This is a genomic window from Candidatus Accumulibacter sp. ACC003, from assembly GCF_907163085.1.
Classification (GTDB): domain Bacteria; phylum Pseudomonadota; class Gammaproteobacteria; order Burkholderiales; family Rhodocyclaceae; genus Accumulibacter.
In genome coordinates, this window is sequence record NZ_CAJQTX010000001.1 from 142,391 (window position 1) to 166,694 (window position 24,304).

The 24,304-nt window shown below is 61.9% G+C and carries 24 protein-coding genes and 1 pseudogene; 16 read left to right on the top strand and 9 right to left on the bottom strand.

Translation table 11 applies throughout. The features are described 5' to 3' along the window. The first annotated feature begins 65 nt into the window (after positions 1–65). Positions 66–743 (top strand): class I SAM-dependent methyltransferase, encoded by a 678-nt coding sequence (locus QZ656_RS00570; RefSeq protein WP_291991575.1) that lies wholly within the window; start codon positions 66–68, stop codon positions 741–743. A 15-nt stretch (positions 744–758) separates the two neighbouring features. Beyond that, positions 759–1,544, top strand: coding sequence for a lipopolysaccharide kinase InaA family protein (locus tag QZ656_RS00575; RefSeq protein WP_291991576.1), 786 nt, complete (start codon positions 759–761; stop codon positions 1,542–1,544). A 77-nt stretch (positions 1,545–1,621) separates the two neighbouring features. Here QZ656_RS00575 and QZ656_RS00580 read toward each other — a convergent pair whose 3' ends face one another. Together QZ656_RS00580 and QZ656_RS00585 are read right to left on the bottom strand one after the other, a co-directional pair. Beyond that, positions 1,622–2,878, bottom strand: coding sequence for an HDOD domain-containing protein (locus QZ656_RS00580; RefSeq protein ID WP_291991577.1), 1,257 nt, complete (start codon positions 2,876–2,878; stop codon positions 1,622–1,624). Positions 2,879–3,253: 375 nt separating this feature from the next. Further along, complete coding sequence (locus QZ656_RS00585) at positions 3,254–4,075, bottom strand: formylglycine-generating enzyme family protein (protein WP_291991578.1); 822 nt, start codon at positions 4,073–4,075, stop codon at positions 3,254–3,256. A gap of 569 nt (positions 4,076–4,644) precedes the next feature. Between QZ656_RS00585 and QZ656_RS00590 the strand changes: the two genes are divergently transcribed. The 3 genes from QZ656_RS00590 to QZ656_RS00600 all read left to right on the top strand — a co-directional run bounded on the left by QZ656_RS00590 (position 4,645) and on the right by QZ656_RS00600 (position 6,360). Continuing rightward, the gene (locus tag QZ656_RS00590; RefSeq protein ID WP_291991579.1) at positions 4,645–4,842 is read left to right on the top strand and encodes a zf-HC2 domain-containing protein; all 198 of its coding nucleotides are present in this window, start codon (positions 4,645–4,647) and stop codon (positions 4,840–4,842) included. A gap of 122 nt (positions 4,843–4,964) precedes the next feature. Beyond that, positions 4,965–5,675: a TIGR04283 family arsenosugar biosynthesis glycosyltransferase gene (locus tag QZ656_RS00595; RefSeq protein WP_291991580.1), complete on the top strand. Its 711-nt coding sequence runs from the start codon at positions 4,965–4,967 to the stop codon at positions 5,673–5,675. Next, entirely contained in the window at positions 5,650–6,360 is a 711-nt protein-coding gene (locus QZ656_RS00600; RefSeq protein WP_291991581.1) for a TIGR04282 family arsenosugar biosynthesis glycosyltransferase, read from the top strand. The genes QZ656_RS00595 and QZ656_RS00600 overlap by 26 nt, the downstream gene beginning before the upstream one ends. 97 nt (positions 6,361–6,457) lie before the next feature. On the opposite strand, the gene QZ656_RS00605 is transcribed toward QZ656_RS00600, so the two are convergent. Then, positions 6,458–7,360, bottom strand: a complete 903-nt coding sequence (locus QZ656_RS00605) for a Tim44-like domain-containing protein (RefSeq protein ID WP_291991582.1) — start codon at positions 7,358–7,360, stop codon at positions 6,458–6,460. A 136-nt stretch (positions 7,361–7,496) separates the two neighbouring features. Then, positions 7,497–8,504, bottom strand: coding sequence for a transcriptional activator NhaR (nhaR, locus tag QZ656_RS00610; protein WP_291991583.1), 1,008 nt, complete (start codon positions 8,502–8,504; stop codon positions 7,497–7,499). 271 nt (positions 8,505–8,775) lie between these two features. Between nhaR and QZ656_RS00615 the strand changes: the two genes are divergently transcribed. After that, positions 8,776–9,165, top strand: a complete 390-nt coding sequence (locus tag QZ656_RS00615) for an HPF/RaiA family ribosome-associated protein (protein WP_291991584.1) — start codon at positions 8,776–8,778, stop codon at positions 9,163–9,165. A gap of 32 nt (positions 9,166–9,197) precedes the next feature. Continuing rightward, positions 9,198–9,875: a Bax inhibitor-1/YccA family protein gene (locus tag QZ656_RS00620; protein WP_291991585.1), complete on the top strand. Its 678-nt coding sequence runs from the start codon at positions 9,198–9,200 to the stop codon at positions 9,873–9,875. 214 nt (positions 9,876–10,089) lie between these two features. Here the strand turns inward: QZ656_RS00620 and QZ656_RS00625 are convergent, their stop codons facing one another. The 3 genes from QZ656_RS00625 to QZ656_RS24000 all read right to left on the bottom strand — a co-directional run bounded on the left by QZ656_RS00625 (position 10,090) and on the right by QZ656_RS24000 (position 13,401). Further along, the gene (locus QZ656_RS00625; RefSeq protein WP_291991586.1) at positions 10,090–11,157 is read right to left on the bottom strand and encodes a C-terminal helicase domain-containing protein; all 1,068 of its coding nucleotides are present in this window, start codon (positions 11,155–11,157) and stop codon (positions 10,090–10,092) included. 15 nt (positions 11,158–11,172) lie between these two features. Further along, positions 11,173–12,426 (bottom strand): IS4 family transposase, encoded by a 1,254-nt coding sequence (locus QZ656_RS00630; RefSeq protein ID WP_291991552.1) that lies wholly within the window; start codon positions 12,424–12,426, stop codon positions 11,173–11,175. A gap of 267 nt (positions 12,427–12,693) precedes the next feature. After that, positions 12,694–13,401 (bottom strand): peroxidase family protein, encoded by a 708-nt coding sequence (locus QZ656_RS24000; protein WP_366522089.1) that lies wholly within the window; start codon positions 13,399–13,401, stop codon positions 12,694–12,696. A 91-nt stretch (positions 13,402–13,492) separates the two neighbouring features. Between QZ656_RS24000 and QZ656_RS00640 the strand changes: the two genes are divergently transcribed. Next, the gene (locus QZ656_RS00640) at positions 13,493–14,566 is read left to right on the top strand and encodes a Druantia anti-phage system protein DruA (protein ID WP_291991588.1); all 1,074 of its coding nucleotides are present in this window, start codon (positions 13,493–13,495) and stop codon (positions 14,564–14,566) included. Continuing rightward, positions 14,530–15,279, top strand: coding sequence for an ISAs1 family transposase (locus QZ656_RS00645; protein WP_291991589.1), 750 nt, complete (start codon positions 14,530–14,532; stop codon positions 15,277–15,279). Before QZ656_RS00640 ends, QZ656_RS00645 begins: the two co-directional genes overlap by 37 nt. A gap of 19 nt (positions 15,280–15,298) precedes the next feature. On the opposite strand, the gene QZ656_RS00650 is transcribed toward QZ656_RS00645, so the two are convergent. After that, positions 15,299–16,108, bottom strand: a complete 810-nt coding sequence (locus QZ656_RS00650) for a peroxidase family protein (protein WP_291991590.1) — start codon at positions 16,106–16,108, stop codon at positions 15,299–15,301. A 702-nt stretch (positions 16,109–16,810) separates the two neighbouring features. Between QZ656_RS00650 and QZ656_RS00655 the strand changes: the two are divergent. After that, positions 16,811–19,739: pseudogene (locus QZ656_RS00655) on the top strand (Tn3 family transposase); the annotation flags it as partial. A gap of 30 nt (positions 19,740–19,769) precedes the next feature. On the opposite strand, the gene QZ656_RS00660 reads toward QZ656_RS00655, so the two are convergent. Beyond that, positions 19,770–20,336: a recombinase family protein gene (locus QZ656_RS00660; protein ID WP_169068512.1), complete on the bottom strand. Its 567-nt coding sequence runs from the start codon at positions 20,334–20,336 to the stop codon at positions 19,770–19,772. 183 nt (positions 20,337–20,519) lie between these two features. On the opposite strand from QZ656_RS00660, the gene QZ656_RS00665 reads away from it, so the two are divergent. From QZ656_RS00665 to QZ656_RS00690, 6 genes are all read left to right on the top strand, one after another. Beyond that, positions 20,520–20,771, top strand: a complete 252-nt coding sequence (locus QZ656_RS00665) for an AbrB/MazE/SpoVT family DNA-binding domain-containing protein (protein WP_012806131.1) — start codon at positions 20,520–20,522, stop codon at positions 20,769–20,771. Next, positions 20,768–21,163, top strand: coding sequence for a type II toxin-antitoxin system VapC family toxin (locus tag QZ656_RS00670; RefSeq protein ID WP_169068547.1), 396 nt, complete (start codon positions 20,768–20,770; stop codon positions 21,161–21,163). The genes QZ656_RS00665 and QZ656_RS00670 overlap by 4 nt, the downstream gene beginning before the upstream one ends. A 167-nt stretch (positions 21,164–21,330) precedes the next feature. Then, positions 21,331–21,591 carry a type II toxin-antitoxin system VapB family antitoxin gene (locus tag QZ656_RS00675; RefSeq protein ID WP_291991591.1) on the top strand — a complete coding sequence of 87 codons (261 nt, stop codon included), beginning with the start codon at positions 21,331–21,333 and terminating at the stop codon, positions 21,589–21,591. Next, positions 21,585–21,974 carry a type II toxin-antitoxin system VapC family toxin gene (locus tag QZ656_RS00680; RefSeq protein WP_291991592.1) on the top strand — a complete coding sequence of 130 codons (390 nt, stop codon included), beginning with the start codon at positions 21,585–21,587 and terminating at the stop codon, positions 21,972–21,974. The genes QZ656_RS00675 and QZ656_RS00680 overlap by 7 nt, the downstream gene beginning before the upstream one ends. Beyond that, positions 21,968–22,540 carry a recombinase family protein gene (locus QZ656_RS00685; protein ID WP_291991593.1) on the top strand — a complete coding sequence of 191 codons (573 nt, stop codon included), beginning with the start codon at positions 21,968–21,970 and terminating at the stop codon, positions 22,538–22,540. The genes QZ656_RS00680 and QZ656_RS00685 overlap by 7 nt, the downstream gene beginning before the upstream one ends. Positions 22,541–22,581: 41 nt before the next feature. Then, positions 22,582–24,234 (top strand): hypothetical protein, encoded by a 1,653-nt coding sequence (locus QZ656_RS00690; protein ID WP_291991594.1) that lies wholly within the window; start codon positions 22,582–22,584, stop codon positions 24,232–24,234. Positions 24,235–24,304 lie beyond the last annotated feature (70 nt).

Below are 24,304 nucleotides of genomic sequence, written 5' to 3' on the forward strand. Positions count from 1 at the left end.
ATGACCTATAATGGCCGCGTTGTCCGCCAGTGGATGTCTTTTAACGACTTGTCAAGACCGAAGAAATGGAAAATCAACCCGTCCCTGATCTGGAATTCTCGCAAAAGTATGACGAAGCGCATGCCAAGTATTATTTTGACAAGCACGAAAACGAATTCTGGCGCAAGCTTTCGAACCGGCGCGACCATCAGATCGCCAGAAAAGCACTGCAAATCGCCGGGAATCCAAAGTCTGTCCTTGACGCGCCATGCGGTACCGGCCGTTTCTGGGATGTTCTGGCCGAAGACCCTGATCGGGTCATTCATGTCAGCGATTATAGTCAGAATATGATAGATGCTGGCCTGAAGTATCGTGCGCCTGAAATCAGCAGGCGCATCAAGTCGTCTTTCCAGGCATCGGCTTTCGATTTGCCAGTGTCGGATGCTTTCGTTGAGTCGGTTTTCTGTATTCGATTTGTGCACCACCTGGCGAAATCGGAAGAACGCGTTACCCTGCTCAAGGAATTTCATCGGGTAGCTTCGGATTCGGTGATTATTTCACTGTGGGTCGATGGCAACTACAAATCGTGGGTCAGAAACAGACGCGAGAAGTCGCGCGATCCGCATCAATATCAAAACAGGCTGGTCATTCCAGCCAGGCAGATCGAACAGGAATTCAAAGAGAATGGCTTCAGGGTTGAAGCGGCTCTCGATTTCATCAAGTACTATCATATGTGGCGCACTTACGTGCTCAAGAAAATCTGACCGGCGTTCCGAACCGTGCTCAAGGAATATATCGACGACGCCTGGTTGCCTATCCTCCGGCATAACCACCTGGATAGTTTTGACGCGTTGTGGGAGCTTGACAAGGATAACTGGTTCGAACCGCCAAACTATCGAAGAGGTGGCTGGAGCGGTGTGGTCAGGACCAGTATCGCTCTTCCTGATGGGCAAATGGCCTGGGTTTTCGTCAAGCGACAGGAAAATCACTTCTTTCGCTCGTGGCGAAATTTCTTCAGGCCCACCGCCACTTTCGAGAGAGAGTTCAGAAATATTCTCAACTTTCGCAAGCTTGGCGTCCCGACGCTGGAACCGGTCTACTATTGTCAGAAGACCGTTGATGGCAAGGTGCGAGCCATTGTCGTTACGCGCGAGCTCACCGGTTATCGGCCTTTCGATGCCGAGTGTTACAGACCGATCAAGCAGGTCGACAAAGGCCGGCGCAGACAATTGGTGACCACCGTTGCGAGAACCCTGCGCGGCATGCACGACGCGCGACTGCAACACAACTGTCTGTATCTGAAACACATCTTCGTCAAGGAAGGACCTGGCGATGCGGTTGACGCGCGCCTGATCGATCTGGAAAAAGCCAAGTGGCGGCCGATCAGGTCGATCATTACGACCCGGGACTTGTATTCGCTGAGTCGCGGCGCTGACGGCTGGTCGCGGACCGATCGTCTGCGATTCTTCCTGGCCTATCGCGACGAAGCTCGTCTCGGCGTCGAATCAAAGAAACTCTTGCGGGCAATCGTTCGCCGATTGATTGCCAAGAAGCGCTCGTTCTGATAGGGGCAGCGGCGGCAATTGCTGCGCGCGCAGGCGATTTTTCGGTGCTCGCGGCGCTCGGCGGCCGCCGGCACGCGTTATTCGCTGCTGCTGTTCAGCCAGCGCAGTGCGACGCTCAGGCCGGCGTTCAGGGTGTGCCGGTCGAAGCCGCCGGGTAGTTTGGTCAGCAGGCTGTCGCAGCACGCGGCGTCGTCGTTGTCGAAGCATTCCAGCAGCGCCAGGATCGCTCCCAGTAGACCGTCGTGCCGACGCAGCGCGTTGCCGACTTCGCGCTCGACGGCGATCTGTTCGAGGATTTCTTCGATCGGCAGTCCCAGCGCCGACGGCATCATCGACAGGATGCCGGTGAGGAAGGCCAGGTCGGAGAGCTTGCGATCGCCGGGCTTGCCCTCTTCGACCAACAGTTCCATCATGCGCCCGCGCAAGGCAGCAACCTGCAGCAAGGGCGAACGCGTTGGGTCGCTGTGCTCGTTGCCGGGCGCCAGCAGCAGCAGCGACAGCCAGCGTTGCAGCTGCCGTCGCCCGAGCAGGGCGATGGCGTGCCGCAGCGAGGTCACCGGTTGCGCGGAGCGGTTGCCCAGGCGGCCGACCGAATTGACGATGCGCAGCAGGTTCAGCGTCAGTGCCGGTTCGTGTTTGAAAGCGTCTTCGATGACCGTGGTGTCGACGTCGCGCCCGACCAGGTTGCACAGTTGAATCAGCGCCGCGTGCGAGGCCGACAGGCGGCGGCCGCTGACGATTTCGGCGTGCGCGAAGTAGCGGCCCTGGAACAGCGCGAAGCCGAGACTTCGGCATTTCTCCATCTGCGCCTGACTATCGACGCCCTGCGCCAGAAGCTTGAGCGGCAGCCGTCGGAGCGACCCTGCCAGGTCGTGGAGGCAGTTTTCGTCGCCCTTGGCAAGATCGATCTTGATGATGTCGACGATCGGCAGCAAGGGCCGGCTGCGGTCGTCGATCCCCTGGTAGTTGGTCAGCGCCAGCGAGTAGCCGCGCTCGACGAGAGTCGCGCAGCGCGCCAGCGTCACCTTGTCGGGAACGCTGTCGAGCAAGAGCTCAAGGACGACATTTTTCTGCGGCAGTAGCTCGATTGCCTCGTGCTGCAGAAAAACGGGGTCGATGCCGATGAACGCGCAGGTGTTGCCCAGCGCACCGTGCAGCCCGAGTTCGGAATACGCCGCGCATAGCGGCGCGCCAGCTCCGCGGTTGCTGTGCTCGCTGTCGTCGGTGAGCGCTTCGCCGCTGTGGAACGACAACTGGTAGCCGGCCAGTTCCTGCTGCCGGTCAAGAATCGGCTGCCGGAAGAGGAAGGCGTTGCGGAGCGATTGATCGGTCATTGAAGATGCTTTCTTGCGGCCTGGCGCGGCGGCTGATCGCCTCGCAGCGGATGATCGCCTCGCAGCGGATGAATGGAAGTGCCGCAGCAAGTGCTTCGGGGTCTGCTCGGGCTACCGACGACCGGGCCAGAGGCGGACGGGAAGCGTCTGCGGGCAGTGCTGCTGTCAGCCTTGAATCTTACCGTGAAAGCCGCGTTCGCGACTCACGAATCTCCCTATTTGGAGCTGCGGGAGAAGGCCCAGCGCGGTCAACGCGGCAAGCGCGGTGTTGCCGACGGTGGGGCGATGAATCGGGCTCCCGCCCGGGAGCTGCGGCGAGCGTCGGTGGGAGCCGATTGATCGGGCGATTTCTGCCTGACCGTCGTCGCGCCGTGTTCAGCGATTTCCCAGCGCGATGCGGAAACCGGTGCTACGCGGCCGGTAAGCGGGTTCGATTCGGCTGCGGTTCGCGGAGCGCGCGTAGCGGCTGGGGTCGCTCCAGGTGCCACCGCGGAGTACTCGCTGTTTGCCGTGTTTGGGGCCGAGCGGGTCGAGCTGCGGTTTTGTCGGATAATCGGCGTACCAGTCGCTACACCACTCCCAGACGTTGCCGTGCATCTCGTGCAGGCCCCATGGGTTGGCGGGCAGCGAGCCGGCCGCGACCGTACGCTGGCGATGGCGGCCCTTTTCGCCGTCGGCGTAGGGGTAGCCGCCGTGGTAGTTCACCGCTTCGGAAGTGATCTGCTCGCCGAAGGCGAAGGGCGTGCTGGTGCCGGCGCGGCACGCGTACTCCCATTCGGCCTCGCTCGGTAGGCGCGCTGGCAGGCCAGGTAGCCGCCTGTTGAGCTCGGCGATGAAGCCCTGAGCGTCGTGCCAGCTGACGTTCTCGACCGGATTGTCGGGATGATCCTGAAAATGGCTGGGGTTGACCGGCCAGACCGCCAGCCAGAAGGCCTGCGTGCACGCCGTGTCGGCGAGCCAGAAGCCACGGCTGAGCCGCACCTCATGCGGCAGCTCGGCGCTGCCACGCGCCAGTTCGGCGACCGGCGAACCCATCACGAAACGCCCCGGCGGAATCCAGCGAAAAACCTGCCGCGCCTTGTCGACGGCCAGCACCAGCGAGTGTCCAAAGGTATCCTCGAGCACCTCGCTGGCCCAGGGCACGGGGAAGGGGTCGGCAATCGCTGCTTCGGCATTTTCGGGGCTGGGGTCTGACATCGTGGGCTTTCGCAGAGCGGTCGGCTGGAGGACCGGTGTAAGTGACTCGCGCGCTGTGCGTCGCCATTGGCAGGGAGCGGCGTGTTTCTGAAGTATCGTTGCGGGCGCTGAAAACCCGTCACGGCGGCAAATATACCGCGAACAAGGTTTATCGATGTATCGTTTTCGCCATGCCCGCTCGCCGTCCAGCGCGCACGCACTCTTTCGCCGCTGCTCACTCTGCGCCTGCGCATGCGGTGGCGGCCCGGTGTTTCGGCGTGCAGCGGCCGTGGCCTGCGCGCCGCATCGTTGCCGTCGGCGTGCGGAGTTTGTAAGCATTGGCCGTGCTCTGCGACAGATGCGGTAATCTCGGTCATGCGCGGCCGCCGGGAGCTTATCCAGCGCTCGCCGGGCCAGGCAAAGACGAGGCCAGGTCGCTGAAGAGACACGTCAAGCTCGCGAAGCAGGCCGCTTACGGGTCGGCGGAAAGGCCGGGAGGATCATTGGATGGCGGCGAGTGCTACGTTCACCGGCGGTGGCTTGCGCCAGCGCGCGGCGTGTAATGAATTACGATGCAACGGAGACAGCACATGCTGACTTGTCGAGAGGTGACCCAACTGTTGTCGCAAGCACACGACCGACCGTTAAGCGTCCTCGAGCGCTTACGCTTGCAGCTGCATCTGGCGTTCTGCAAGGGCTGTGCGAACTTCAAAAAGCAAATGCAGTATCTGCATGCCGCGTGTCGATTGTTTGCCGCGCCGTCATCGGCGAAAGACCGTGAGGATTAGTCGTCCGTGTGCGCCGCGCCGTCCCCAAGCCAGGGCTCGCACTTCCCTGCCAGATCGATGCGCTCCTTGCGTTTGACCGGCAAAGCATGGCCGCCAAGCGCGTGAAAGCTGCCCTGGAGCCCGTGCAAAACTCGCCTGCAGCGCCGTTTCTTTCGCTGATTCTGCCGGTGCTGAACGAGGCGGCGACGCTGACCGCGCAGCTTGCGGCGCTGCAGCCGCTGCGCGCGCGTGGTGCCGAGGTGCTGGTCGTCGACGGCGGCAGCGCCGACGGTACGGCGGAGCTGGCGCAAGCCGTTGTTGACCGGCTGCTCGCTTCGCCAGCTGGTCGTGCGCTGCAGATGAACGCTGGCGCGAGTGTCAGTCAGGGGCAGTTCCTGCTCTTTCTGCACGCCGATACGACGCTGCCGCCAGCGGCCGACGAGCTGATCCGGCAGGCGGCCGCGGCCGGCGCCGCGTGGGGACGCTTCGATGTGCGCATCGATGGTCGCCAGCGCCTGCTGCGCGTCGTCGAGCGAATGATGAACTGGCGCTCGCGGCTGACCGGGGTGGCCACCGGCGACCAGGCGATCTTCGTTCGCCGCGATCTCTTCTGCGCCGTCGGCGGCTATCCCGAGCTGCCGCTGATGGAGGACATCGCCTTGTCGAAGCGGCTCAGGCAGATCGCGCCGCCGGCGTGTCTGCGCGAACGCGTGCTCACTTCGGGGCGACGCTGGGAGAAGCACGGGGTTCTGCGCACCATCCTGCTGATGTGGCGACTGCGGGCGAGCTATTTTCTGGGAGCCGACCCGCAAGGCCTGGCGGTTCGCTATGGCTATCTTCCGCGCCCGCGCTGAGGCGCTCGCGGTGGCCGTTTTCGCGCGTGCGCCGCGGGCCGGCGCCGCCAAGACTCGTCTGATTCCTGCCCTCGGTGCTGCTGGCGCCGCGCGTCTGCAGCGGCGGTTGACGCTGCACGCGCTGCACGTCGCCCAGCGCGCGGCACTCGGCCGCGTCACGCTGTGGGCAGCGCCTGACGCCAGCCAGCGCTTCTTTCGGGCGCTGCGGCGGCGCTGCAGCGTTGCCGGTGTTGGCAGCTTCGAAATTCGCAGCCAGTTCGGAGACGAACTTGGTCAGCGCATGGCCAGTGCATTCGCGGCGCAGGGCGGGCCCTTGCTGCTGATCGGCAGCGACTGTCCGGCACTGACCGCGGCGCATCTGGCGGCTGCCGGCAGCGCGCTGCTCGACGCGGGCGACGGCGGCAAGGACGCCGTCTTCATTCCGGCCGACGACGGCGGCTACGTCCTGGTCGGCTTGCGTCACCCACAGCCAGAGCTGTTCGCCGGCATCGCCTGGGGCACCGAGCAGGTCATGGCGCAGACCCGGCAACGCCTGGCGCAGCAGCGTCTGCGCTGGGCCGAACTGCCGACGCTGTGGGACGTCGATCGGCCGGCCGATCTGGCGCGTCTGGCGACGCTTGCGGCTTTTTCGGAATACGCCAGCGCTGGCTGCTGCGAGGATTTGGCGCAGCCAGCTGACGAATGAACAAGAACCGCGGTCGGCAACGCCGCCGCGGGTCTGCCGCCAGTCGACCAAGGCGGACGCCAGCCGCTGTGCACACCGGCGCCCACCCCGATGTTGGCTACAGCGTTTGCTGAATTCCGGCCAGCACCCAGCCACCCTGGCCGTCGCGCGGCTTGAGCAGGTGCCATACCTCGTCTATCGCCTCCGCGGTGTCGCTGTCTTCGCGCAGCAAACCGGTGAAACGGACGCTGACGACGTAGCGGTTTTGTTCTTCAGCAACGTCGAGGACCGCCGCATCGATGGTCACCACGTCGGTTTCCTGCACGGCGCCGCCGCGTTCGCTGATCGCCATTCGGATCTCGGCAAACATCTCGGGCGTCGTGAATTCGCGAATGTCGTCCAGGTTGCCAGCATCGTTGGCGGCTTGCAGGCGGATGAAGCTGACTTTCGCGTTGCGGACGAAGCCGGCGGTGTCGAAATCGGCGGGGATGCTGCCGCTCGCGGTAGCCGGTGCGGCGGCGGCGGCGGCCGGTGTGGCAGCAGCGGCAAGGCCGGAGGCCGCCGGCATCATCGGTTCGTCGATGCGCCGTGCCAAGGGTGCGTGCTCGTTAGCTGCCGCGGCGTACTGCATGCCGCCCGCGCTGGCCATCGCCGGTTGTCGGGCAGCGGCACGGCGGCGCATGACGAAGCCGATCACCGCTATCGCCGCGACGACCAGCAGGCCGATCATCAGCATCGAGCCGAGTTCTTCACCCAAGCCGAGGTGTGAAGCCAGCGCCGCCAGTCCGAGGCCAGCGGCGAGGCCGGCGAGCGGGCCCATCCACGAACGCTTGGGCTGCGCTGCTGCGGCCCCCGGCGTTGTCGCCGGGGCCGATGTCGGCGCGGCGGCCTTGTTGGCCGTGACGTTTTCGCGCTGCATGCCGGACGACTTGCCGGCGCCGAGGCGCTTGCTGGCGGCGTCGGCGTCGCCGCTGAGCAGCGCGAAGCCGAGAGCGAGGACGGCGAGTGAGAGGGTTTTCATGCGGGTCTCCTGCACATACGAGTTGAGAGAGCGCAACAATAAAGGCGGGCTGCTACCGTGAAAAGCAGAATTATGGACGACAATACTTCCAGAAAACTGGATGTATTGCCGGATTCTCGTCAGCGCTTGCCGGGGTTCAGCTAGTGGTCTTTGGTGACCGCGAACGGCCGCGCGACCGTTGCGTCGTGGTCATCGGCGTTTGTTGCGGATCGCCAGCGCCGCCGGCAAGGGGCGCCCGCGTGCTGCCGCCAAACACCTCGGCGCGGGCGACCTTGATGATGGCCACGATCGCCGGGTGCGTCAGACGACGCTCGGTGGTAATCGCAAACAGCTGTTCGGCGATCGAGTCGATCCGGCCGACGGCCTGAACGCGATACTGCTCGGTGACGTAGCCGGCGATTGCCGTCGGCGCGACGAACAGGCCGGCGCCGGCCTGGCCGAAGGACTTGAGCAGCGCGCTGTCGTCGAATTCGCCGACGATGCGTGGGTGCAGTCGCCGGGTTTCGAACCATTGTTCGAGCCGTACACGGATAGCGACGTCGTCGCCCGGCATCAGAAAGGGTGCACCGTCGAGCAGCGCCGGGAAAGCGCCACGCAGCGACTGCAGCAGCGTTGCGGTTCCGAAAACTGTCAGATCGCTGTCACCGAGCGGGTGGCTGTGGCCGCGCACATTCAGATTGGTCGGCATCGGCCGGTCGGCGATGACCATGTCGAGACGATGCACGGCGAGGTCCCCGAGCAGCGCCGTCAGGCGCCCCTCGCGACAGACCAGGCGTACCGCTTCGGGCAGGTGCAGGACCGGTTCGACCAGGCGATAGGCGACCGATTTCGGCACCGAGTCGGCAATACCGACGGCGAAGCGCAGCGTCTTCGTCGCCGTCTGGTCACGCGCCACGTCGAGCAGTTCGTCGCCGAGCGCGAAGATCTCCTCGGCGTAGCTCAGGATGCGTCGGCCGCCGTCGGTCAGTTCGAGGCCGCGGCCGGCGCGGCGAAACAACTCGACCTCCAGCGCCTCTTCAAGCTCACGCAACTGGCCGCTGATCGCCTGCGGCGTCAAGTGCAGCTGCTCGCAGGCGCGGGCAATCGAGCCGCACCTGGCGACCATCCAGAAGTACCGCAGATGCTTGTAGTTGAGTGCGGCCATGATTCTGAAAGTATCAAAAAAAACTGAATAGAAGATAAAGTATATGCGATTTGTCGGATGTCTTGGTGTGTCCTAGACTGGCGCTTCGGCTTCGGCGATTGCCGGCCGGGAACGGACCCGATTGCAGCGGATTTTCGCTGGTCTTCAAGGCGCGACAACGCGCGCCTGAGCGAGCCCTGTAAGGCTTGTTGCCACCGCGAAGACCGGCGAAAAGACCAGCAAGATGGTCTGCCATGTGACAAAAGTCGCCTTAACTCAGAGGAGAAAACTCATGCAGGTCCTTACCCAGGCCAGAGGCTTCGATCTCACGGCGAGCGTTCGCGAACACATTGAGCGGCGTCTGCATTTCGCGTTCGATCGGGCGCGTCACCGCGTCAACCGTATCTCCGTCATGCTTTCCGACGTCAACGGGCCGCGCGGCGGCGAGGACAAGCGTTGCCGCATCCAGGTGAGCGTTGCCGGTGCGGCCGACGTACTGATTGACGATTGCCAGAGCGACCTCAACGTTGCCATCGACCGGGCGGTCGATCGCGCCGGACGAACTGTCGCGCGCCGACTCGCCCGGCGACGCGAGCATCCGCACGGCGTCTCTGCCGATCGTCGCAGCGAGCTCGCACCGACCGTCGCGGCAGACGAAGTCGCCGGCCAGGAACTGCCGTAGCTTTGCCAACTGATCAATCAAAGGAGTACGCAATGAATACCTTCAACCAGCAGCCGACGGCGCCCATCGAGCAGGCAGCGTCGGCACTCGCCACCAACACGGTGATCCGCAACACCTATCTGCTGCTGTCGATGACCCTGCTGTTTTCGGCGCTGACCGCCGGTGCCGCGGTGGCGCTGAAGTTGCCGCATCCGGGCCTGATCGTCACCCTGGTCGGTTACTTCGGTCTCCTGTTCCTCACCAACCGCCTCAAGAACAGCGGCTGGGGAGTCGCGTCGGTGTTCGCCCTGACCGGTTTCATGGGTTACACCCTGGGGCCGATCGTCGGTCACTACCTCGGACTGCCCAATGGCGGCCAGACGGTGATGATGGCCATGGCCGGCACGGCCGCGATCTTCCTGTCGCTGTCGGGCTACGCGCTGACCACCCGCAAGGACTTCAGCTTCATGGGCGGTTTCCTGATGGTCGGCATGGTGCTCGCGTTTCTCACCGGGCTGGCGGCGATCTTCTTCGAAATTCCGGCGCTGTCGCTGACCGTTTCGGCGGCCTTCGTGCTGCTGATGTCGGGTCTGATCCTCTACGAGACGTCGAACATCATCCACGGTGGCGAAACCAACTACGTGATGGCCACGGTGACCTTGTTCGTCGCCATCTTCAACCTCTTTACCAGTCTGCTGCACTTGCTGGGCTTCATGAACAGCAGCGACTGACGAGCGCAAGCGGCGCCCTCGTGGCGCCGTTCGTCGCTGATTTGGGGCGTCTCGGAAACCTGAGCGCGAAGTAGGCCAGGCGGTACAGGCTAGCAACGGAGACGCCGAGGTTCCTGGCGACGTCCTTGCTGCCAGCTCACGAAACTGAATAAAGCGCGTTGCAGGCCGAGCTTGTCCAGGTTGCTCTTCTTGTTCGCCAGTCGCACCGAGCCGTTCATTTCAGTGCCACCGACAGGTCAATGCGGACCAGATCGATCAAATCCCTGGGCAGCGTGGCAACGGGCTTCTGCAGCGCCGGAAGCGTTGCTTCGTCCGTATTCGGCAGGGCTGGGTCAGAATTTTCTGGATCATCGAGCAACTCGTCGACGTCGAGTGTGAATTCCGGTTTCCCGAGCAGTACCTCGAATTTCTGCGCACGTGACAGCAGGGTCTTGAACCGGAATTCGTCGTAGTCGAAGGCGAGAAACGGCACTCCGATGTCGAGCCGATGAACTCGGGAATCCTGGCGATAGAGCCGGTCCGCAAGCGAACCGACCCGGTCGAGGCGACCTGTCCGCTGCTCGAAACGTGCCGGATTCCACGGTAGATCGTGGTGAATGATCTCATCGCAATTGAGATGAAGATCGATGCCCTCTGAGCCAATCGCCGTACAGACCAGAATGTCCGGAAGCAATGGCGAATTGAACGCCGCACAGCGGCTGATCCGGGTCTCGGTCTTCACGTCGCCATGCAGTTCGGAAACGATTTCCTCATCCCGTAGGTAGACGCCCTTCCATAGGCTCTGTCGCCGAGAACTGTGGCGCTGAGGTCGCCGGATGCTGCCCTGTGCCTTATGCAAAACCCGCAGGAACTCGATCATCCGGAGCCAAGGAGAAAGCAGGCGCGTCTCGGTGGAACGGGCAAGCATGCGGGCGACGGCGGCACCCGGCCGCTCCCCATCTGCCCGCGCGACATCCTTGAGGGAATCCAGGCGCAACAGGATCTTGCGAAGGCCTTGACCAAGATCCAGCAGGAGATGTGCAAACGCCAATGGATCGGCCGAACCGGCACTTTTGGCGAACTGTTCGCATTCGTTCCCAAGCAGATCCCACAGGGTTCGATGAAAGTCGGTGGAATCCGGGAACGGATGCCAGATGCTCGCTCCCTCGGCAAGCTCTTCGAACGGACAGGCATCTGTAGCGTCGCTGTCGTCGTCATCCGAGTCGTCGTCAAAGGGCTCGAGTTCAGGATTGCTGTCGAGTCGCAGGTAAATCCGGAGCGCCGACTCGGAAGCCAGTAGCAACGGTGTCCGGCTGCCTCATAGGTATGCCAACAACAATGGCCGCAACTGGGCCTCGTAGAGCGCCTGCGAGGCGGGTTTGTGAAAACAGTGCTTAAAAAACCGCAGGACTTGGCGGCTCACCTTGGAGGTGTAGCGGAATACCGGGGCAGTCCAGTCGGGGCGATCGGTCCCGTCGGTCGCCGAGGTCTGGCGCCGGTCCTGCTTGCGCAAAGCCTTCTCGTCCACGATTCCGTGCTGCCCCATTCTGTAGTGCACCAGCAGGGCCACCAAGAGGCTGGTGACAACGGCCAGGCGGACCTGATTCTCGATGGCCGCCACACTGGCGCCCCATGCCTTGGCGAGGCTGAAGTCGTTCTTCCATGTGTCGAAACATTTCTCCTCCTCCCAGCGGCGGGAGTAGAGGAAGGCGATGACGCCGGGCGCGAGGTCGAACTCGTTGGTCAGAAACTCCACGAGATGTCCTCGTCGGCTGCGGAAGGTGATCAGGCGCCAGTGTTGGCGGGAACTGAGCAAGGTGATGCGCAGATCGTTGAGCACCCCGTCGTTGGCCGGGACATCCTCGATCTTTAAGGGCTCGGTGGACTCGACGCACAGGCTGCTTTTCATGCGCGTGATCATGGTCACGCCCAAGCTCTTTTTCCGGTCATCCCAAAACGTCGCGTCGATGAAAGCGCGGTCGACCAGCCACAGCGCGCCCTTGTCACGGGTCATGGCCTGCGCGGATTGGTCATAGTCGCGCAACAGAGTGATTTCGTGGCGACTGCGGGTGTCGACGTGCACGTCGGTGGGGCAACCCAGGCGCACGTCGTAGAAGCTCAACAGCGCGTGCCCCTTGGGATTGTCCGTCCCGCCCTGGCGGGGCGTACACCGCCCGTAGTGGGCGCTTTCGCTCTGATAGGTCCCATCCATTGCATACACCGGCCGTCCTTGCAGGGCTGGGAATTGCGCCAGGCGATCCGGCAGCGCGGCCCGGGCCTCGGTGAGCAACGGCGGCATCGCCGCCTCCAAGACCGTGCGGCGGCGGCGCGAGGACAGCGCGTCCGACCAGGTGGAACGTGCCAGCGGGACGCGCTGCGCCGTCCCCGGCTCGCAATGCAGCAGCGACTGCACCTGCTCGCGCAGGGTGCGCATGCCCTGCAGGTGGCGCAGCACCCCCAGGCCGATAAAATCCGCCATGCTCAACACTCGCGATACCGCGTCGGTACCGCGCACCTGCGCCAAGGCACGAGCCATCGGCGCCAACAATTCACCCAAGACGGTTTGGTTCATGAGGCTATCCATGACCGCAGTTAATCGTTCGGTATCCACAAGACACTCCAATAAGCTGTTGTTTATACAGCCAAAATTGCGAGCATTTTGCCAAACCTTTGTCAAGTGTTTTTCGCATTATTTTAAAAATATTTTTGCCGCCTCAATATCCGCGCCATAGAGCACGTCGATTTCGAACCTGCCGCTTTTCTATTAAATACTCAAATTATCCGCGTATAACACGACTGCGACGCCGCCTTGTGGTGGATTACCTGCTTCGGCCAAAATTCAAGCCGGACACCGTTGGTTCTGGACTATATCGGCAAGCGTTGTCGCTTCGAGTTTCTGTTTGGTGGTCTCGTCGATTCCGTGGTCGTTCGCGTACCAGAAGCGATCGCCGTGCCGCGTACGTTGAAACTGCTCAACCAGTACCGTTCGGATGAACTCGCCGACACTGGCACCCGCGACATGATCTTCACAGAGCCCTCCGACCCAAGGGTCGACATCATCAACGTCACTATAGACACTTGCAAGAGCTTGCTGGAGGGTCACATCGGAAGTCATGTCCGCGAAGGTTTTTTTCCGGGGCAATCCGTAGGCTTCGCGGCAGCCGTTGTACGACGGAAGGCCATGGTCTCGACCCCGCTGGATGTTAAGGGCCACCAGATCAAGGAGTTGAGAACCGACTGGATCTGGGGCGTGGAAAAGGAAGCTGCGAACGTCATCGATGATGTGGTGGTCTATCTCCTCCATACGATGGTAAGCCAGACCATCCAGTAGAGTGTCTACGCCAATACGCTTGACCTCCTCCGGTCGGAAAAACAGATCGCGAAGGAGAAGGCTACGCCCAATGCGCCCGATACCCACCACGCCGGACAACATGCTATGACCCAATCGGTAGCAGGCGGTTGAAAAGATGTTCGAAACAGAGGCATCAACAGTGTCATCGTAGCCCTTGTAGGGTCCGAGGGCATCCGGCCCCAGGATGGATGGCAGGGTGGATTTGTCCTCTCAGGCAACGCACGGGCAATCAAGCAGTTAGTTCTTCCCCCTGGACATCTGCGCCGGAAGTCCGTATAAATGGCGCATGGAAAGCGTTCTTGGTGCATTGCGTGTTCGCTTGGTGGGCAAGAGCGAAGAGGCTCGCTATCGGGAGTTGATGGCAGAGCATCACTACCTGGGCGACCTGGCGAAGATCGGGCACACGCTTTGGTACGTGGCCACCTACGGCGAAAAGTGGACGGCCCTGCTGAGTTTCTCTGCGGCGGCCTGGAAATGCGGCGTTCGTGACCGCTGGATCGGCTGGGACTATCGGCATCAGTACGATCGCTTGGGCCTGGTCGCCAACAACAGTCGCTTTCTGATCCTTCCCGATTGGCATTACCCCAATCTCGGCTCCAAGGTGCTCTCGCTGTGCGAGCGACGGGTCGCCGAGGATTGGCAGGCGCATTTCGGGAAGCCGCTGTTACTGCTGGAGACCTTTGTGGACCCCTCGCGCTTCCAGGGGACCGTCTATCGCGCCGCGAACTGGACGCCTCTGGGGCTGACGCAAGGCTTTCGCCGCACCCGAGAAGGCTACAGCGCCCACCCGACGTCGCCCAAAGTTGTCTTTGTTCGCCCCTTGCAGGCGGACGCTCGCGGCCAACTTTCCCGCTCGATACTCAACCCCCGCTATCGCACAGGAGCGCCCAGGATGATGCTCACCGCCGAACAGATGCGCACGCTTCCCGATTTCTTTGCCGGCATCGCCGACCCGCGGCGCGCGCAAGGAAGGCGTCACCCCCTTCCTGCCGTTCTGGCCATCGCCACGGCGGCGGTCTTGTGCGGAATGCGGGGCTACAAAGCCATCGCCGGGTGGGCCAAAGACCTCACACCGAAAGCACGCGAGCGTTTCCGCTGTCGTCGCGAGAAGGGCGTTTACCGCGTACCCAGCGAGTTCATCATTCGTGACGTCCTGATCCGTGTCGATCCCATGGCGCTCGATCAAGCGTGTCAGCAGTGGAACAAGGCCTATGCTCAAGACGACCCCAGTCTGGCGGTCGACGGCAAGACCATGCGCAATGCCCATGACGAGCACGGTCAGCAAGCACACATCATGAGCGTGGTCGGGCATCAGACCGGCGTGTGTCACACCCAAAAAAAGTCGGCACCTTGCCCGTAAATGGCGGGGACGAGCTCAAGCAGACCAATGAAATCGGGATGTTCATACCCCTGCTCGATGCGATCGATATTCAGGGCAAGGACATCACCGCCGACGCGCTACTGACACAGCGCAAGCTGGCGACCTACCTGGTGGAGCGCAAGGCGCACTATCACTTCACGGTCAAAGGCAATCAGCCAACACTGCAAGCCGATATCGCGCTCCTCTTCCAGGATCGGAAGGGGGCAGACTTCGTGGCGGTTTCGCCACCTGACCATGGTCGGATCGAGACTCGGCGTATTTGGTGCAGCAATGCCCTCAACGCCTATCTCGACTTCCCGTATGTCGGCCAGGTGTTCTTGATCGAGCGCGAAGTGCTGCACAAGAAGAGCGGCAAGCGGACGCACGAAATCGCTCTCGGGATCACCAGTCGCCCTCCAGAACAGGCCAGCCCACAGCAAATCCTCGCCATCAATCGCGGCCATTGGTCGATAGAGAACCGCTGTCACTACGTCATCGACTGGAACTACGACGAGGACCGTAGCCGTATTCGGACTGGTTACGGACCCGAGAACATGTCACGCCTGCGCCGCTTTGCCGTCGGAATCCTGCACCACTTCTCCGACGGCAAAACCAGCATTTCCGAAAAAATGCGCCACCTCAACCGCAACATCCGATTGGTCTTCGACTACCTGCGCATGACCAAAAATTCTACAGGCCACGTATCACCTTGATCCCGGCACGAGAACAAATTTACCGTGGGATGGATGGCAAAAACTCTTGGTAAGTGATTATCTGCATCAAGGCGCAAACTTCTCTGCGCGCCCGCTGGTAGATATCCTCGCCGCTTATCCCAGGGTTTGCCGCCTTAATCGCATCGCACCGGCGGTTGTGTTCGCGAACAAACAGGGTGTGCATCGCGGACAGAACCGCATGCTCGTTGGCTCGAACGTCACCTGCTAGAAACAATTCAGATGCAACTGTTTGTTGCGGTAGGGCCGCGTTAGGAAGCCCGGCAGCGTTGTAGGGAAGGAGATCACCATTGGGGTCGGGGGTTACCGCAAGCCGCCCGGTGTCGTCCTTGGCGCGCAGCATTGTGGCGCGTTTTTCATCAGATCCGTAGACGTTGGAGGCGTCAATGTAGGAGGTAATTTGGTTGATCTGCTGACGTGGGTTGTCGAGGTCGGTGCCCGTACCCTTGACAAAGTTGGAGCGCTTGAACGGAATGCTGGCGTCAGGAAGTACAGGGTCGTCGGGCGGCGTCCGAAGTTCCACCGCCTCCTGCATTGGCTCCGTGAGATCCAGCTCGTGATCGAGGAACTGGCCCCATGCCCAAGTAAAGTTGGAAAGATCAGCAGCGCTGAGCACGGACTTGCTGTGGCGATGAATCGCGTTGCTCACCTTGCGAGGGTGAGATGGTGAACCATCGCCTCGTTTGGCGATGGTTGAGATTCCGTCTTCGTAGGCACTCTTTGCGACGCGCCGCAGGGGTGTGCCTGCCGCGCCCCACTCGGGGTGCGAAGCGTTGTTGCCCTTGCCATCAATGCTTCGGTATTCAGCCATTAGTCCATCCTCACAAGAAATAGAAACGCAAGTCATTATTTTTGGAGCGCCTGACCGGCGCGGGCTTAAGACGCTCACTAGTTCCACGCAGCTTTTCTTCGTTGGACAACAGCCTCGCATTAGAAAGATTGGCAGTCCAAACACTTTCCCATGGACATAGAAGGAAGGCAAGACGTATGCCAAGTCATGGCGCGTCTTTAATCACAGGTATTTCCTGGCTTTCTTAAATGGGATGACGGTCTCCGGTAGAAAAGTGGGTCTGTAATGACCCACAGCCGCACACATTGCCGCGATGTGTATCGCACTCGTCGCATACTCGGCTCGTGCTTATGTTGTTGGCCAGGACAGGGGGCTAGGGACCATCCCGGGCGCGCCGAACACGTCGGGTCAGATTCGACCCGGGTGGGTCGGGCGTGCCCCAAAAAGGATAGAGAATCCATAAAATTGGTCCCTTATGACTCAATTTTTCACGTTCTGTGATCAGACTTTGTTACGCACGTGCGGCTGCTAGGGCGGGCACGATGGTCTTCGGTGATGCGGCAAGCGGCGGCAATGGCGCTGCGGCCAAGCCTGGTGAGGTAATAGCGGTAACTAGGCCCAGTGGGAGCGAAGCTGCAATTTGAGGCCATATAAGCCGCGGCTGATATTCTCGTCATTGTTTCGTCCACCCGCTATCTCTATAATCCGTCCAAATCGACCCCGATGGAACTTCCCTTGGTGCAATCGTGGACTGATATCGACTTGCAAGAACAATGGGCACTGAACGCTGACGAGCTCGCCCTGCTACCCGGCATGACCAACACGGGACGCCTTGCCTTCGCGGTTCAACTAAAGTTCATGGAAATCCATGGCCGCTTTCCGGAACGTCATGATGAGATTGATCCGGCCGTGCTTGATTGGCTCGCGACTCAAGTCGGTAGCGGTAGTGTCACCGATGGTTTCGTAGCCTTCGAACTCGATGGCCGCCAAGGACGCCGGCAGCGCCGTACCATTCGTGGGATATTGGGAATCCGTCCCACGACGGGCGGCGACCGTCAGCGCCTGAGCGATTGGCTGGCCAACGACGTGCTGCCGTTCGATCCGCAGGCCCGCCACGGCCGCGATCTCGCGCTGGAATGGTGCAAAGCGCAGCACTTTGAACCTCCGGCGCTCGAGCACCTCGATCGCGTCATCCGCTCGACAGTCCATGGTTTCGAGACGCGGCAGTAGGAAGCTATCCATAGGCGCCTGTCCGCTGCCAGCAAGGCTGCAATCGACCGGCTCCTGGCAAGCGAAGAGCCCGACGCCAGCAACGATAGCGAAGAGGTATCGGTCACCCCCGTCTCCGCATCGACGTTCTCACAACTGAAGGCCGATCTCGGCAAGGCCAGCCGCGACAACCTCCTGGCCGGCATCGCCCGGCGCCAATCTATCGACGCTATCGGCCTGGTCGCCGACGTGTTCAAGGGCGTGCCCGCCAAATTCATCGACCAATTCCGTCAGCGCTGCGCCACCGAATCGATCCGCGAGTTGCGTCGCCATCCGGCGTCGATTCGCTACAGCATGGTTGCTATGTTCTGCTGGCGCCGCCGGCAGCAATTGACCGACGCGCTGGTTGACATGCTGCTGCAGCTCATCCACAGCATTAGCACGCGCGCCGAGAAGAAGATCGACAAGAAGCAGTTCGCCGCCTTCAAGAAGGTGCGCGGCAAGGCGCGACTACTGTTCAAACTGGCCGAGGCGACGGTGGACCAGCCGGAAGGCGTGATCAAGGACGTGGTCTACCCGGTGGTCAGCCAGAATACGCTAAAGGAGCTGGTGTCAGAGTTCGAAGCCATGGGCTTGGACTTCGAGCGCGAGGTGCAGGAGACGATGCGCTCGTCCTACGGCCGCCACTACCGCAGCATGCTCGCACCCGTGTTGGATGCGCTCACATTTCCCTCCAACAATACGGTGCACCGGCCTGTGATCGATGCGCTCGCCGTCCTGCAGGCGAATCGCGACAGCAAGCGAATACTACGAGGCGGACGAAGTGCCGCTCGAAGGCGTGGTGCCGAAGAAGTGGCGTCACATCGTCATTGATACCGCCAAGGACGGCGCCGAGCGCGTCAACCGCATCGACTACGAAGTCTGCGTGCTGCAGGCATTACGCAAGCGCCTGCGTGCCAAGGAAATCTGGGTCGAAGGCGCGGACCGCTACCGCGACCCAGAACAGGATCTGCCCGCCGATTTCGACGAGAAGCGCGACACCTACTATGACATGCTCAAGGTGCGGAAGGACGCCCAGGTGTTCATCGAGCAGGTCAAGACCGCCATGCGCCAGTGGCTCAAAACCTTCAACGACAGCCTGCCGAGCAATCCCAAGGTCAAGCTGCGCAAGCAGGGCAAGAACATCATCCACTTGTCGCCCTATACCGCGCAAACCGAGCCGCCCAACACCGCCGCGCTCAAGCGCGAAATCGGCCGGCGCTGGTCCGACGTCGAGCTGATCGACATCGTCAAGGAGGTCGACCTGCGCCTCAACTTCACGTCGGCCTTCCGCACCGCCGCTAGCCGCGAAGTGCTAGACCCGCCCGTACTGCAACGGCGCCTGCTGCTGTGCCTGTTCGGCATCGGCACCAATGTCGGCCTCAAGCGCGTGGCCAGCCAGCAACCGGGCGTCACCTTCGACGAGCTGCGCTATGTGAAGCGCCGATTCGTCAACAAGGAGGCGCTGCGCGCGGCCGTCGCCGAGATCGTCAACGGCACCTTCCGCATCCGCCAAGCCGCGATCTGGGGCGACGCCACCACCTCGTGCGCCTCCGACTCCAAGCAGTTCGGTGCCTACGACCAGAACCTGATGACGGAATGGCACGCGCGCTACGGCGGGCGCGGCATCATGATTTACTGGCACGTCGACCAGAACTCGACCTGCATTTACTCGCAGATCAAGCGTTGCTCATCGTCCGAAGTCGCGGCGATGATGGAAGGCGTGCTGCGCCACTGCACGACCATGGAGATCGAGCAACAGTACGTCGATACCCACGGGCAGAGCGAAGTCGCGTTCGCCTTCAGCTACATCCTGGGCTTCGACCTGCTGCCGCGCTTCAAGCTGATCGCCCGCCAGAAGCTGTCCATGGTCGATGCCGATGACGCCAAGCAGTTCGCGAACCTGGAACCGATCCTGGTGCGCGCCATCAAGTGGGATCTGATCGCGCAGCAGTACGACGAGATTATCAAGTACACCACCGCCTTGCGGTTGGGCACTGCGGATTCGGAGGCCATCCTGCGCCGCTTCAGCCGTGCCGACCCGGTGCACCCGACCTATCAGGCGCTGGCCGAGTTGGGTAAGGCGATCAAGACCCTCTTCCTCTGCCGCTACCTGCACGAGGAATCGCTGCGCCGCGAAATCCACGAAGGCTTGAACGTGGTCGAGAACTAAAACAGCGCGAACAGCTTCATCTTCTACGGAGAGAAGAGCGAGATCGCCACCAACCGCGTCGAGGACCAGGAACTAGCGATGCTGTCACTGCACCTGCTGCAAGCCTGCCTGGTGTACGTGAACACGCTGTTCATCCAGGAGGTACTGGCCGAGCCGGTGTGGCGCGAGCGCATGACGGCCGACGACTGGCGAGCGCTGTCGCCGCTGATCTATCACCACGTCAATCCGTATGTCGTTTTCAGAAGGCGATTGCACGAAATGTCAGGAGTCGGCTGCACTGGCCGATTGCAGGGCGGCATACAGCGCCGTCTTGCTCACCTTGAGCCGCGTTGCAGCCTCGCGGACGTTCAGCCCGTTGGCGATGTGATCCTGCGCCCGCTGCAACTTGTCGGCGGTAACGACCGGCTTGCGTCCACCTTTTCGCCCGCGAGCGGCGGCAGCGGTCAACCCGGCCTTGGTGCGCTCGCGGATCAAGTCGCGCTCGAACTGGCCCAATGCGCCGAACACATGGAAGATGAGCCGCCCGCCCGGCGTCGTGGTGTCGATGGCCTCAGTCAGCGAACGGAATCCAACGCCACGCGCTTCCAGTGCGGCTATCGTATCGATCAGATGAGGCAGGGAGCGCCCGAGCCGATCCAGCCGCCAAACGGCCAGCACGTCGCCGTCGCGCAGATAGGCCAGCGCCTCAGCCAAGCCGGGACGGTCGGCCTTGGCCCCGGAAACCGTGTCCTCGAAAATGCGCTCGCAGCCCGCCTTGTTCAGCGCGTCCGTCTGCAAAGCGGTGTCTTGTTCCGCAGTCGATACCCGCGCATAGCCGATCAGTGCCATTGTCAGCCCTTTTGTCCGTCATTGCGTCCGCCTATCTTAATGTCCGACAACCCATTAAACAAGTGTTTTGTCGGACACTGTCCGGCTTGGCCGCCTAATGATCGTTTGACGGACATTGACTGTAAGGCAGTTTTGCATTACGCTGCAAAGCGTCAACCTACGAGATTGCGAGGGCACAGCACCATGACCACATTGACTGTTACCGCACGGGGACAAGTGACGTTTCGGAAGGACGTGCTGCAACACCTCGGCATCAGGCCAGGCGACAAGATCGAGCTGGACTTACTGCCAGATGGTCGGGGCGTACTCAAGGCGGCGCGGCCCGCTGGGACGATATCCAGCTTCGTCGGCCTGCTCGCGGGCAGGACGCAGAAGGTTGCCACCATCGAAGAAATCAACGAGGCGGCGGCGCTTGGATGGGCAGGCAAGAAATGAAGGTCGCAGTCGATACCAATGTCCTTGTGCGTGCTGTTGTGCGCGACGATCCCGTACAAGCGAACGTTGCCGCGACAGTCTTGACCGACGCCGAGTTGATCGCGGTAGCAACACCGTGCCTATGCGAATTTGTTTGGGTGCTGCTCCGGGTATATGGCTTCCAGCAAGCCGACGCGGCCGGCGCGATCCGGGCACTACTTGCCGCTGCGAACGTGGAAGTGAACCGGCCCGCCGTGGAGGCCGGCTTGCTGGTGCTCGACGCGGGCGGAGATTTTGCCGATGGCGTTATTGCCTACGAGGGCAATTGGCTTGGCGGGGAAACCTTCGTTTCCTTCGATAAGAAGGCGGTGGCACTTCTCACGGCTCAAGGGCAATCAACGCGCCTTTTGTGACGGTCAGAAGTCCGCTGCAGACACGGCGGCCAGCCCAATGAACTGGTGCAGTCGTCTTCTGAAAATGACAAACATGGAGGCCAATGAACCCAATATTTCTCCCGTAACTATCTCTTGATATGTTCTCCCGAAACGACCATCATGCGGTCGAGTAACAGGAGAGATTTATGGCCATCGTGATCGAAGACATCCAGATGGAACGTTTGGCGGAAGAGATCGCCGTCGCCGAAGGCGTGACCGTCACCGAGGTATTGCGCGAGAGCCTGCTGTCGCTCGCCGGCTTGCGCGGCTTGGCCACGCGCAAGGCGCCGCTGCGTGAACGGCTGGCTGCGCTGGCGCACGAAGTCGATGCCGTGCCAGCACGCGTGCCGGCGGACACGCGTAGCGATGACGAAATACTGGACTACAACGAGCACGGCGTATGGTGATTGATACCTCCGCTGTCCTGGCGTGGCTCAAGCACGAACCCGAGCGCGAGCGAATTGTTGCCGCGCTTGAGGCGCATCCGGTCTGCCGTATCTCAGCGGTGAGCTTGCTCGAAGCGCATATTGTTGTGCGCGCCCGCGAGCACTCGACCATGGTTGGCAAGCTGCAACGCTTCCTGGAGGAGATCGGCGCCGTGGTCATGCCGTTCGACGAGCGCCAGGCACGGCTTGCCGACGCGGCGTTCGTTCACTACGGCAAGGGACAGGGCCACCCGGCCCAGCTCAACTTCGGCGACTGCGCGGTCTATGCGCTGGCCAGCTCGCTTGGCGAGCCGCTGCTGTTCATCGGCAACGACTTCGCGCAGACGGACATTCAGCGATGCTGATCGGCTATGCGCGCGTCTCCACGCGCGACCAAAAGCCGCACCTGCAGCTCGACGCCCTGCGGCAAGCCGGTTGCGAGCGCATCTTTGAGGAAACCGCCAGCGGCGCCAAGCGCGACCGGCCGGAATTGAATGCAACGCTTGACTACGTGCGCGCCGGCGACAGCCTGGTGGTGTGGAAGCTTGACCGGCTGGCGCGTTCGACTCGCCAGTTGCTGGAAACGGTCGAGGTGCTGGAGCAGCGCGGCATCGGCCTGAAGATTTTGACGCAGAACATTGACACGGCCAGTGCCGGAGGGCGCCTAATCTTCACCGTGTTCTCGGCGATCGCCGAGTTCGAGCGCGAGATTATCCGCGAGCGCACGCGGGCCGGGCTGGATGCCGCGCGGTCACGAGGGCGCACTGGCGGTCGCCCTCGTGCCCTCTCAGAGAAAGATCTGAAAGAAGCGCGTGCCTTGCTGGCCGATTCCGAGATCACGGTCGAGGACGTGGCGCGGCGGCTCGGCGTGGGACCATCCACGTTGTACCGCTACCTGCCTGCGGCACGCCATGCCGCACAGGACAACTAACCCTTTACAACCAAGCGGCAGCCTGAACCGGAGCAACTTGCATGGCGAGAAAGCGAGACGACGAATGGACCAACGTGGAGTCCCTGATCGCGCTGCTGTCCCATGGCTATACGGACGAGGTAAGAGCCTTCACCAAGAGCATCCAGGCGAATCCCTCGGCCGTTACCGGCTTCGAGCGGCTGTTCAAATTATTGAACGCCGAAGGAAAGATCGACTGGGCGGGCACCGAATCCCAGCAAGCGGCGATGGCCAGAGCCGAGGAAAGCGCCCAGGAACTGGACGATTTCCTCGAAGGCATGACCCATCCGTTCGAAACCTATGTCCTGATACTCAATCACGGCCACGAGATCATCGTCGAGACCGGCTGGCATGACGACGTCGCCGGTCCGGTCGTGTGGGATCGCTGGGCGAGCGACGTAGACGATCCCGTCATGGCATACGCCGACATCGGCTTTCTGTTCGACAACCCGGACTACCGCTGCGAACCGAAGACTGCCGAGAAGCCAGCACCGCCGCTGTACCGCTATCACCCGGAACGCTTCAAGGCATACCGTGACTATGCCGAGCCGGTCGGCAAGCTGTACCGGCAGCGGGTCGATCCGGCAACGGGCATGTTGACTATCGACCAGCTCAACGAAATTGCTCGTCATATGAGCACCGAATTGAACCAGCGCTCACTCCGGTTTCCTCGCAAGCGCAAGGAATCCCATCCGCAACCATCACTTGTCATTGAGGCCGAGGAAACGCTTGCTACTGCCTACGGGCGCTTCGTCCAAGCCGGCCGACAGATCATCGACTTCCCGCCGGCGTTGACCGAAATGCTGGCCGAGACGGACATCGACGATATCCCGCTGAACAGCATCAATCTGCCCTACGCGTCGCAATACCTGTACTTCGGCCCGCAGCCCAGCCTGGAGATCGAGCCGGACTGGCTGGTTGACGGCGCCTATGTCGAGCAGCGCGGCGCACGCGGCGACGTGCGCTTCACGGTCACGGCCGTCCCGCACGAGCAAGCCTTGTCGGCGCAGTGGTATCTGTTTCCGGAGGTTGAGTATACCCAGGACTTCGTCGGCGAGTTTCGCTCAATGGATTTGGCCACCGCCATCGACACTGTGCTGTCGAGCAGGCTCGCCGAGCTGATGAAACGGCGCGCGGGCGCCGGTGGCGACATCACGGCGACGTTGGAGGAGGCGGCCACCGAGAGCGGCATGGCACCGCCCGCGGGCGTCAGTGTCGTCGACGTCAGCCCGACGCTGGCGGCCGTGCGCGACGACATCACCCGCCGCCGGCACCCCGTCTACAAAGCGGCCCTGCAATTGGTGGTCAATGCGCTGTGCTACGTCGCGGCCTATCCCGAAGACATTGATACGGTCTGGCCGGAAGGAACACCCGACTCGCTCAAACAGAAGGCGCTGCACGGCAAGGGCAAGGAGCAGATGCGGGCAAAGTCGAAGCTGACCGCGCTTGGCTATGTACCGGTGCATATTTGCGGCAAGCGCGTCGCCGAACAGCGTACGCACCAGGGCATCCCAGCGCATGGTCACGTCGCTACGCACTGGCGGCGTGGTCACTGGCGCAACCAGGTGCACGGCCCGGCGCGCTCGCTGCGCAAGCTGATCTGGGTCATGCCGGTCGTCGTCGGGTCCAAGCACGCCGACGAACCTGAGGCCGGGCATGTCTACTTGGTGTCGTGAGGACGCCTGCCGTGACTTTGCAAAAACGCGGGTTTGCCAACCACGCTCTCTTCCCAAAATCGACCATCTG